This window comes from Nostoc sp. DedQUE05 (genome assembly GCF_034530955.1).
Classification (GTDB): domain Bacteria; phylum Cyanobacteriota; class Cyanobacteriia; order Cyanobacteriales; family Nostocaceae; genus Nostoc.
On sequence record NZ_JAVRCB010000015.1, the window covers coordinates 21680 to 32968 of the forward strand.

An 11289-nucleotide genomic window follows, 5' to 3' on the forward strand; every position below is an offset into this window, starting at 1 on the left:
ACAATGCGATTGTTTCGCCTGACAATGCGATTGTTTCGCCTGACAATGCGATTGTTTCGCCTGACAATGCGATTGTGCCGCGCTATTTTATGCAGGTAATGCCGATTGTATCGGGATAGCTCAAGATAAAGGCGTTACGGCTTGTATGGCTAAAAATATGCGATCGCTTTCTATAGTTTTCTTGACGTTACAATGGGCGTACAGTATCTGCAATTTAGCTAATATACGGTAGATTGCAGGAAGCTGATGACCAAAAAGAAAAAGGATACAGAGCAACTAACATTTATTTATAAGGATCAAAAATTTTTGAATTTTGAATTTTGAATTCGGAGCGAAGCGACGTGACCCAGATTCCGAAAAGTGCAGCCCAGTTCTATGAAACAGACTTTGCAGCATGGACAGAAAAAACTGTACAACTTATTCGTGCTGGACAATTTAGACAAGTAGACTGGGATGCTGTGATTGAGGAGATTGAAAGCTTGGGACGGTCAGAACGACGAGAATTGAAAAGCCGCTTGGAAGTATTATTACAGCATTTGCTCAAGTGGCAATATCAATCTAGTTTGCGGAGTGGCCCTTGGCGAAATACGATTGATGAGCAGCGCCACAAAATTGCAGATTTACTGCAAGAGAGTCCCAGCCTCAAATCTTATCCAGAAGAAGTTTTAGCCCAGTGCTATTATCGGGGATTGAAAGCTGCTAGTAATGAAACTGAACTACCAATCAATACGTTTCCAGTGGAATGTCCTTATTCCATTGTCCAAATTCTTGATAGTGAGTTTTTGCCAGATATTATCGATTTGTAATATTAGGTTGATGCGATAAATAACTCCCCTCGCAGCACAGTTACCGCTTGTCCAGCGAGAAAAACGCGATCGCCTCCGTCATAATACACCTTCACCACCCCACCGCGACTAGATGCTTGATAAGCCAAAAACTCATTTTTGTGCAAGCGATCGCGCCAGAACCAAGCTAGACAGCAATGAGCCGCTCCTGTCACTGGGTCTTCATTAATACCTAATCCTGGTGCAAAGAAGCGAGAGACGAAATCATATTCAGAATCAGAGTTAGTCTGGCTGGTGACAATGACGTTAGGAATCAGTAAGGTTTTTAGCAGTTGAAAATTAGGCTGTATTTGCTGCACCAATTGTTCAGATTCCAATTCCACAAGATAACCTAGTGAATTCTGCAAGACAGATTTGTAGGCTACACCCAAAGCTTGCTTGAGTTCTGGAGGAGCGACTGTTGCTTGTGAGTGATTTACTGGAAAATCTAACTCAATCCAATCACCTTGTAACTTCGCAATCAGCACTCCACTTTTGGTATAAAAACGTGCAACTTCATCAAGTAACAAATGTCCCTCTGACCAAAGTACATGGGCACTAGCTAAAGTTGCGTGACCACAAAGCGGAACTTCTACTGTGGGCGTAAACCAACGCAGATTAAAGCCATCATCCTGTCTGACTAAAAAAGCTGTTTCAGATAAATTCATCTCTTGAGCCACCTTTTGCATCCAGCGCTCATCTTGGGGAGTAGGCAAAATACAGACAGCAGCCGGATTACCTGCCAAAGGTGTATTGGTAAAAGCATCAACTTGAGTAATAATTTGTTTCTTTAAAGTCACGTCGCTTCGCTCCGAATTCAAAATTCAAAATTTAAAATTAATGATCCCCATAAATAAATTTTCTTGTGGGGCGGGCATCTTGCCCGCCAGGACGGGCTAGAGAGCCAGTCCCACAAGAGTTTGCTAATGCACTATTATTTTAGTCTTGCTACGCTACTACGTTGTGTTAATCCAAATGAGAACCGCTATATACAGTACCTTATAAATTAGGAATACAATCTCCAAAAACTAGGGCCAATGTTAAAGCAAACCGAAAACGTGAGGATAAAAATCTTCAGAAGCATCTTTGCTGCTGTCAACTTAGCGCTAATTTCTGGAGGATTAGTTAGTTGTGTTGTTGAAGCCCCGCAGCCACTTGCACCAATTGAGCAACAAAAACCAGAGTTACAACCTAACCAGAACGACAAAGATGACGACCACAAAGATGACGATCGCAAAAATGATAAAAAAGATGGCGATCGCAAAAACGATAAAAAAGATGACGATAAAGACGATAACGACTAAATAAAGGCAAAACTATTACCTTTATCCTTTTTTTGAGTTTACATTTATGCTTATCCCACAAACTTCTACTTCCCTCGCCGATACTTTACGCCACCGACGGCAACAACTAGCCAAACTGATTGATTTTCCGGCAATTTTGTGGTCAGGTAGCAACAATCCGCGCAATTTTCCGGCAAATTCCTTTCCATTTCGTGCTAACAGTCATTTCCTTTATTTTGCCGGACTGCCATTACCAAAAGCGGCAATTCGTCTAGAAGCGGGCAAACTAGAACTATTCATCGACGATCCGTCACCCAGTAGCGCCCTTTGGCATGGAGAAATGCCAACGCGCGAAGAAATAGCCGAGAAGATTGGGGCGGATGTGGCAAGGCCAATGGCAGAATTAGAGTCTTGGCTAGAAGATGCCGCTACACTTGCCGTCCAAGATGCTGCTACTTGGACGCAGCAATCGCAGCTATTAAATAGATGGGTTTTACCACAAAGTCCTCCCCAAGGAATTGACTTGGAGTTAGCAAAGGCGATCGTTTCACTCCGCCTCACCCACGATGATGGTGCATTAACCGAGTTGAGAAAAGCTGCGGCTGTCACCGTCAAAGCTCACAAAGCGGGGATGGCAGCAACACCCCAAGCCAAACTAGAAGCAGAAGTTCGGGCAGCGATGGAAGGGGTGATTATTGCCCACAATATGACTACCTCTTACAACAGTATTGTCACTGTTCACGGTGAAGTTTTGCATAACGAGCAGTATCACCATAGTTTGCAACCAGGTGATTTACTGCTTGCTGATGTTGGTGCTGAGACTGAAACTGGTTGGGCGGGTGATGTAACTCGCACTTGGCCAGTTTCGGGTAAGTTTTCATCTACCCAAAGAGATATTTATAATGTGGTGTTGGCAGCCCACGATGCTTGCATAGCCAAAATCCAGCCTGGTGTAGAGTATGGGGATATTCACCTACTAGCGGCTACAGCGATCGCTGAAGGTTTGGTGGAGTTAGGCATTTTACAAGGAAATCCCCAAGATTTAGTAGAAATCGATGCCCACGCGCTATTTTTCCCTCATGGGATCGGCCATCTACTGGGTTTAGATGTGCATGATATGGAAGATTTGGGCGATTTAGCCGGGTATGAAGAAGGACGCCAAAGGAGCGATCGCTTTGGCTTAAGCTATCTCCGTTTAAATCGTCCCCTGCGCCCAGGAATGTTAGTCACAATTGAGCCTGGTTTTTATCAAGTACCAGCAATTTTAAATGATGCTAATGTCCGTTCAAAATATCAGAATGTGGTGAATTGGCAGCGTTTATCTGAATTCGCCGATGTCCGAGGAATTCGCATTGAAGATGATGTTTTAGTTACTACAGAAGGCAGCGAAGTTTTAACAGCTGCATTACCAAACGATGCCGATACTGTAGAAAATCTAGTCAATGGCTGAGTTCATACTCACAGGCATCTTTTGTAAATATTTGCAGTGTGATGCTGTGTACTACTATGGTTTTTCTGAATTACTGGATCGATCTTTAATCCAGTTAAGCATTTGATATCATGTCCGCTTGATTACTTACTAAACCCCAAGAACCCCACCCCACCAAAGCTACGCTTTGTCTCCCCTCCCCGCAGGCGGGGAGGGGCTGGGGGTGGGGTGCAATGACTGTGGGTATCATAACTAATTACCCCGACTTGATATGATTTCGCACACCACGTTCAGATCGTGAATCCAGCAAGATCGCTAACATAGAGGCATCGCGCTCATCATCAGTGTTATAGTACTGCGCTGGCTCTCGATTTACTTGTACTTCCGCAATCTTTACGGTTTCTGCAACCACCTCAAAACGCACTTTGAAAATACAAAAACCAGTCCAACTACGATGCAAATATAGCCAAGGAGCCTCATAGAAAATGAACCACTTATCTTCCATCTGCTCTGGAATGACTCCAGCAGCAATTCGGTCGAATTCTTGCTGCGAGTAAACTTTTTCTAGCGTTATATTTTTGCATACAGAAGGCATAGGTTCTGTTTTCCAATCATTGCGTTTGGCTATTCGCATAGTTTTGATATCATTCTATTACCATTGTGAAAAAGGGTATTTTACTAAATTGCTGTTGAAATATCTAGAGTCATCAGAAACTTCTTGTCCAATCCAGTTTGGTAATTCAATTTGTTGATTTTCATCAGTGAGTTCAACTTCTGCTAATATCAGTCCTTTATTAACACCATCAAACTCATCTATTTCCCAAATTAAACTACCCGACTCTATTTTATATCTGGTTTTTTCTATAAAGGGACGTTGACATAATGTCTCAAGTATTTCTTGAGCATCTTGAACAGGAATAGGATACTCAAACTCTAATCTCGAATATTTTATATTGGGGCCTTTAATGGTCAAATAACTTTTTTCCCCTATTATACGTATGCGTACAGTTGCTTTATCTTGTGTAGCAATATATCCTTGACGATATACACTACCTTCAGCTAATCCTCTCCAGCTATTTCCTCTCACTAAATATTTACGCTCTATTTCTTTTGCCATTTTATTTACCAAATTATTTGCTTTTTTATATCACAAATAATAGAGTAATCCGAAAATTTTTCACAAAAATGTGTGCGCAATGATTACAAATCAGAGTTAAGTTGTTGAAGTATTCATATTAACTAATTGATAATTAGCGATCGCTTCTACTGTAGTCCGATAATTTACATCCTGATGACGATTTGATGCTATCTGCATTAAGCAATTGCAACTAGCAGTAAATTCGTGATTTTTATCTCACTTATTTCCAGATGCAATGAATTTTAAAGACTTTTAATTCTCCATACCTATGCTCAATAACTAACCTGTAATTAAAACATTTGTTATATGTAAGAACTCACCAAATTTTCTTGTTTAATTTGTTCTTTTGCTAAAGCCAATGCTTGACGAGCATTTTTAAACTTTATTTCATCTGTAAATTTATGCTCAAAATTCTTTAAATAAGCTTCCAAATATCGAATACGTAAGTGTGGATCGGCAGGATTCTGAAGAAAAGGGAGGTCAGCTTCAACCATGAACCGAATAGCCAACAGGGGGATAGGGCTACGAAGTGGACGAAAGTTTGGGTTGTGTAGACCAGGACTTTCATTACGTTTATGAAATTCTCCTATCATTAATCCTGACTCAACAAACAAAGGTTTAAGTTTTTGTTGGACACTATCTACTACATTAGTAGCGTCTTCTATATAGATGTCAGGAAAAATAAGTAAAAAAGCTTTATTAATTGCTAATTCCTGCTCTTGAGGATCTATTTGCAGAAATATATCTCGATAGCGTCCAACAATCTCTTCTAATTTTTCTGGATACAAATCTTTTGTGTGAATAACTGCTAGACGAATACTGTTTGATTTGAGAGAGAAAGGTACAAAAGGGCAAACTGCGCCGGGTCTACCTAAGCCAGGATGAGGCCTTCCTAAAAAGTTTTTCACCCATTCCATAATTTCAATTAAGGTAGAAAGGTCTTCGTGTTGCTGGAGTTGTTCAATTTCACGAGTTGTATAGAGTTGCATAAGCTTGAGTTAAATGGAATAATTGTTTAATTCTGAATCCCAAATTAGTTTACATACAGGTGTATTGTAAAACTAATTATTTAAGTAAATAAAACAAGCTCTTTGTTGTTGATTTTTGGTTAATCGGTAGCTTGCAGAAGATAACAATGCTCTCTCATTTAGTTCTGTGAACTTCAAGTAAGTTACTTCAAAACATATACAAACATATTTCACATCAAATAACTTGTTTTCATTTGTTTTGAAATTAGTTTGTAATATTTAGCTTCAGAACTAATATTTGAATCTTGAAATGCTTGTAAGTTATGCTACATTTTGGTAACACACTCTACAATTAATTGACAGATTTTTTCAAAAAGAATTTACGATTTATATAGGATACGTATGTACCATCATTCGGCATCTACTCCTAGTTGTTTACACTGTTAAACTTCTGTTATTTTTACGAATACATTATAAATTTTATGTGTAAATAGTTATTTTTACTGTAAAAATTTAGTGTAGTTTTAACAGCAACTTTAGGGCTATTATCAAGGCAGTATACTTATAGCAAGTAAAAAGTTTACACAGAATTGGTATAAGTCAATTTTATAAGTTTTATAATACTTACAGCGAATTACAAATTAATAAAGTACACTCTCCCAAATAGATTGGGGAAAATGCTTGATAGAGTGAGGTAGTTAATCCACTTAGAGGATGTCTGAGAAGTATTCAATATTTCGCTTGATCCCCCCTAGCCCACGCCAGTCGCTCATGGGGGAAACCCCCAAGACCGCGCTGGCTCCCCTTAAAAAGGGGGGAACTGGAATCAAAGTCCCCCAATTTATCGGGGGATTTAGGGGGATCTACAAGTCTCGAATACAACACCAAAAAGTTTTCAGACATCCACTTAGATGAAAATACTATATTCTCGATTGGTCGATCTCAACGTCAGGTATTTGTAGCGAATATCGGTATTTTAGGCTTTATTTGGTCTCAAAATAAAAATAGTAGGGATAGTTAGAATAAGCGGCGACTTCTACCGTTCCCCATACCCCTATTCTTAAGTAAGCTACTCACAAAATTAAATATTTTAGGACTTCCGGTACTATACCAATTAACCATAATATGCTTTAAGTCAAATTTATATTTCAGGTGCTGATTGCAACCCCGATTTTGCTGCATATTTACTGTTCTGGGTATTAGAAATGGTTCAAAAACCCAAAATTAGTATAGTCAATATGTATGATACGTAAGTCCTATATAGGACTCATATTTGATTTCTGAAAAAACTCAGTACACTCCTAAATCCCTTTTTTCCAGTTAAGAGTTCCCTCCTTACGCAAATATGTTCATTAATCAAATCGGATTCCTATATTTGTTTAATTGAAAGTCCATTATTTATCAACAAATTCTTTCACCACTGCCATAGCATCAGGAGGAATCTGGGTAATTAGACGGAAGGGAAATGCCGCAGTTGAAGCAAACTGAGCATAGTCTGGTGTCAGGAAGATAGCATAGTTTTTAGCTTCTGGAGTCATCTGGAAAGCAAAGGCCAAAGTTATAGCTTTAACATACTTGCGAACATCTGCTGCTTGTTCGCCGACAACTTCACCGCCACTAATCGGTGTATTTGGTTGTCCAACCTGATCTAATGTAGTGCTGGGGTCTTTTACACTGAGATGAGTAGCCCCAATAATACCAACTAGCGATTTTGGGGATGGGATCTTGTCAAATCCCACAATCTGTTCAGTTAAAGCTGGGGTGGTTTTATCGGCGGAACCTGCTAACACTATGGTAGGAACTTGTATCTTAGTTAACCCAGTTTCGCCAAAAATTAGAGAAGTTGTCGGATTGAGAGCGATCGCTTGTTTGATTCTGGGATCTCGTAGTTGATAGCTATTTTCTGGTAGTTCTTGAGCGATGCACTGGATATTTTCTCCCAAACTTAAGATAGTCAGGTTCTTTTTACAGCGTTGTTTGAGATGTTCTAGTTGCAACTCGGCTCCAGCAAGTGCTAAAGCTGTACCACCACCAAGAGAATAGCCAACAACCATCGCGTTTGTAGTTGCAAGTTTCCCTTGTAGGGGATAATTAGCTGTTTGGTTGAGTTTTGCTAATTCGTCGAGGACAAAACTAATATCTTGAGGGCGATTTAAAAACTCTTGAGGCTTCATGACTCTGGTTTTGCCTTGTAATGCTAAATCAATATTTGCCGCATTACTACCGGGATGTTCTAAAGCTGCTACTACATAACCGTGGGATGCTAAATGTTCTGCTAAGTAACGCAAGTCCGTGCGGACAGATGCAAAACCGTGAGAAAAGACAATTACGGGTTTGTCGGGAGTTGCAGCAGTTGACCAGTAAATATCAACTGGAATTTTGCGATCGCGCTTTTGATCGTTCAGACTTAAATTGAGTACTTTTACTTGGGCGCTTCCTGGTTGGCTGGGATCGAAAGGGAAAGCAATCTGCGGTGTGCTCGGATGTGCTGTTATGGGGTCAAGTTGGGGAGCGATCGCTAACATAAATTGCTGGGTACGCCAAAAAGCTGTATTTAAGTTTTTTGTAACAACCCAAGCCTTTGGTAAATCAATTTCTAAGCGTTTACTGGGATAAGCAGCAATAAAACTCAGTATAGAAAGACCTTGCGGTGCAGTAGAACCTAATACCAAGCCCGATCTGAGTGCTTGTACCCCAGCTTTGTCCTTTCGGGCTAAGGCTGTAGCAAAGTCACTGAGAATACTTGTACCAATCTGGGTATTAATTAACTTATCAAGTGTGACAACATTCATCGGTATATTCATACCCAGCGCCCCCAAGAAGAAGCGGCGTTGTTCTTCAGATAAAGACTGTAAACTCCCAGGCAATTTTCCTGTTTTTACAGCCTTTTGCAACTCAGTAAGAGAGATGGATTCTGTAAATAAACCGAAACGCACAACAACTGTGTCAGCTGCAATAGCCGAAGTATTTGCCCCCAGCTGTGTAAGTGCGATGCCTACGGCGGGCAAAACCAACGCGCTAAATAAACCCGCAACTGTCTTAAGACTTCTCCAATTTCCCATAAACTTTTATACCAATTGTTACTTACGGGAATATAACGGATATTTGTGTATTTGACTACCCCAATAATTGATTAGAAATAAAAGTAAATTTTTTCTTAACTTGATGGCTACGTCTATGCTCTAATCTCCTCAAAGCATCTGCCAATGCAAACAGAGCCATATTACAAGGATAACAAAAGTAACAAATTGTAGAATTCATCACAGCCAAAAATTTGAGCATAAATCAGTGTTAACAGCCACAAAAGCTTGATTGTTTCTCAGCTAGGTTTAAGACTGTAACGGAGCTACTAGAACAGGGAAAGCGATGCCTGCGGCGGTAAACTACGCATCTACAATCTGCATTTTTTTTTCACAGAAAAATTTAACCGACTGCTTAATGTTTTGTCTTTGCTGTTTCAAACGTTTTGCAGAGGTGTTGCAGGTGAATAGTCTGATTGCTGTAGCTGCACAATCGTTACTGATCAAATTCCCCCAGCCGCGTCAACAATTTTTCTTGGCTTTATGCGTCGCAGACTACCCTATATTTTAATTTTTCTGCTCTCTTTGAGTATTATTACACTGTGGTGGCCTGTGAATGATTCTGATTGCAATTTTGAGGCTTTTATCGCATCAAAAACTACAAAATTTCAAGTACATGCTACTAAGGTTAGTGTTCAACCGTGGCGTGGTCGTCACCATGTATATGGCATCTTTATGATTCCTGATGAATACAAACAATCTCCATTTTTTGTGTTAACAGTCCAAGGTGCTGGCAGTTATTGTTCAAAACAATTTGGTTATAAAAAAAACTTTGATGATATCTTTGCTGAACCAGGAACTTATCTGGTAAAGAAGCCTATTAGAACTCGAAAAACTCTGCGGCTCATTCTTCAAGGTTTATATTCTCAGGTCAATAATAAAAATAATTGGACATTGACTTTCCCTGAACCAAAAGCTAGTCAAAATAATTCGTAATTCGTAATTCGTAATTCGTAGTTACAATTAGTGTGGGCTTTAACCTACCACTGTCTTGTTGACCACTAAATCTGCATATTTAGTGGGGGTTTGTACCCTCTTTAATTACGAATTAGTAATTATTTGGTCAAGATAATTCATAAGTTAGCTTGGTGGTTGAGTTTCCAAAATCTGGTTTTTCTCTAATAAAGCACTAGTCGCATTAACTACAATTTGTGCTGCTCCGGTGAAGAACGATCGCTCGATAGTCGCTGGTACATCGCTAGGTTGATGATAGTGCGGAGTGCGTAAATTTGCGGTATCTGTCACCAGCACAGCACCCACACCTTGGTACCAAAACGGTGCATGATCGCTGCGTAAGGTGTCTGGTGTCAGTAAACCTTTAAAAGGAATTGGTAATGTTAGAACTGCTGGCATTGATTCCTGTTTATTCAGGGCGGTTGAAGGGGTATTTTGTGAGTTTTGAAAGGCATTCAGTAAAGACAAGTGTTCTGTATCGCCGACTACTACTAAAAAGTCGCCCTTGTCGCTAGGTGGCGTCACAGGCAATCCGGTAGGGTATTTCTGACATCCAGAAGTGTAACAAGCGTAACCTACCATATCCATAACGATCGCTCCGCCTAAATTTTGCAAGCGTGTTGTCTTACTCACAAAAGCCTGACTACCCAAAAGTCCTGCTTCCTCTTGGTCAAAAAAAGCTAGCTGTAACGTCCGTGGCGTAGGACGGGAACCGAGTAACCGAGCGACTTCCAGCACTACGGCTACACCACTGGCATTATCATCGGCACCAGGGGAAGAGGCAACAGTATCGTAATGCGCTGCTACGAGAATTGCTTTCGCGGCTTTGTTAGTTCCTGGACGTTCGGCAAAAATATTTACACCGTCAGAGAACTTTTCTAACTTAGGTTTCCAGCCGAATTTTTTCAGTTCAGTTGTAATATAAGTGCGAGTAAGCGATCGCTCTTTTGTGGTGTAGCGCTGAAAATTCAACTTTTGGATATGGTTTAACAGCTTCTCAGTAGACACTTGGGGAGTAATATCAACTTCCCTTGATGGCTGTGAATCGAGTGTTTCCACCGGAATCCGCTCAACAATTGTCGGTGAGGGACGCTGTTCAAAAAACGTGCTACCTCTGCTACCCAACACGGCAACTGTCATCAGCACCAACAGCATCAGCCAAATCCATTTTCTCATCTGATTTATCCTTGGCTTCCTGACTTAGGGTAGCGCAAATCCCCAAGCATCACTTTCCAGGATTGCTTCGGTTAAGGTTTTTTGATGAAAATTCTAGCGAGCGATCGCAAAGACGCGATAAATCTGATTAAGCTAAGAAACATCTAATTTGCATAATTGAATTAAATATAACTCTTGTGGGGTGGGCATCTTGCCATTGGTGTCAACTTAACGTGAAACCGCTTGTCCGCCGGGAATTGAAATTCCCGTCTCATAGCTAAAGTCATCTGAAGATGACTAAATATCGCCAAAAATCTCCAGTCTACTTCAGTAGACTTAAGCCTAAAAGCCAAAGAAATTTATTTCCGGGCGGGCATGGAAGCCAACAGTTAAGCTATTTCCAGCTTAAGTTGACACCAATGGCATCTTGCCCGCCCAGCTTATGCAATTTAAATTTT

At 40.4% G+C, this 11289-nt stretch carries 10 protein-coding genes; 4 read left to right on the forward strand and 6 right to left on the reverse strand.

The window, feature by feature from the left end:
* Positions 1-341: 341 nt before the first annotated feature.
* Entirely contained in the window at positions 342-806 is a 465-nt protein-coding gene (locus RMZ42_RS13305) for a DUF29 domain-containing protein (RefSeq protein ID WP_322671830.1), read from the forward strand.
* A gap of 2 nt (positions 807-808) precedes the next feature.
* Here the strand turns inward: RMZ42_RS13305 and RMZ42_RS13310 are convergent, their stop codons facing one another.
* Complete coding sequence (locus RMZ42_RS13310) at positions 809-1624, reverse strand: PhzF family phenazine biosynthesis protein (RefSeq protein ID WP_322671831.1); 816 nt, start codon at positions 1622-1624, stop codon at positions 809-811.
* Between the two features lie 237 nt (positions 1625-1861).
* Here RMZ42_RS13310 and RMZ42_RS13315 point away from each other — a divergent pair, with 237 nt between their 5' ends.
* Entirely contained in the window at positions 1862-2128 is a 267-nt protein-coding gene (locus RMZ42_RS13315; protein WP_322671832.1) for a hypothetical protein, read from the forward strand.
* 46 nt (positions 2129-2174) lie between these two features.
* Positions 2175-3557: an aminopeptidase P family protein gene (locus RMZ42_RS13320; protein WP_322671833.1), complete on the forward strand. Its 1383-nt coding sequence runs from the start codon at positions 2175-2177 to the stop codon at positions 3555-3557.
* Positions 3558-3792: 235 nt separating this feature from the next.
* Here RMZ42_RS13320 and RMZ42_RS13325 read toward each other — a convergent pair whose 3' ends face one another.
* From RMZ42_RS13325 to RMZ42_RS13340, 4 genes are all read right to left on the reverse strand, one after another.
* Positions 3793-4170, reverse strand: a complete 378-nt coding sequence (locus RMZ42_RS13325; protein ID WP_322671834.1) for a hypothetical protein — start codon at positions 4168-4170, stop codon at positions 3793-3795.
* Positions 4171-4188: 18 nt separating this feature from the next.
* Positions 4189-4653, reverse strand: coding sequence for a CYTH domain-containing protein (locus RMZ42_RS13330; RefSeq protein WP_322671835.1), 465 nt, complete (start codon positions 4651-4653; stop codon positions 4189-4191).
* Between the two features lie 323 nt (positions 4654-4976).
* The gene (locus tag RMZ42_RS13335; protein WP_322671836.1) at positions 4977-5663 is read right to left on the reverse strand and encodes a DUF6875 domain-containing protein; all 687 of its coding nucleotides are present in this window, start codon (positions 5661-5663) and stop codon (positions 4977-4979) included.
* Positions 5664-7036: 1373 nt separating this feature from the next.
* Positions 7037-8704: an alpha/beta hydrolase gene (locus RMZ42_RS13340; RefSeq protein WP_322671837.1), complete on the reverse strand. Its 1668-nt coding sequence runs from the start codon at positions 8702-8704 to the stop codon at positions 7037-7039.
* A 501-nt stretch (positions 8705-9205) separates the two neighbouring features.
* Between RMZ42_RS13340 and RMZ42_RS13345 the strand changes: the two genes are divergently transcribed.
* On the forward strand, positions 9206-9658 hold the full coding sequence (locus RMZ42_RS13345) for a hypothetical protein (RefSeq protein ID WP_322671838.1): 453 nt from the start codon (positions 9206-9208) through the stop codon (positions 9656-9658).
* Positions 9659-9802: 144 nt separating this feature from the next.
* Here the strand turns inward: RMZ42_RS13345 and RMZ42_RS13350 are convergent, their stop codons facing one another.
* Positions 9803-10852, reverse strand: coding sequence for a M28 family peptidase (locus tag RMZ42_RS13350; RefSeq protein ID WP_322671839.1), 1050 nt, complete (start codon positions 10850-10852; stop codon positions 9803-9805).
* Positions 10853-11289: the final 437 nt, after the last annotated feature.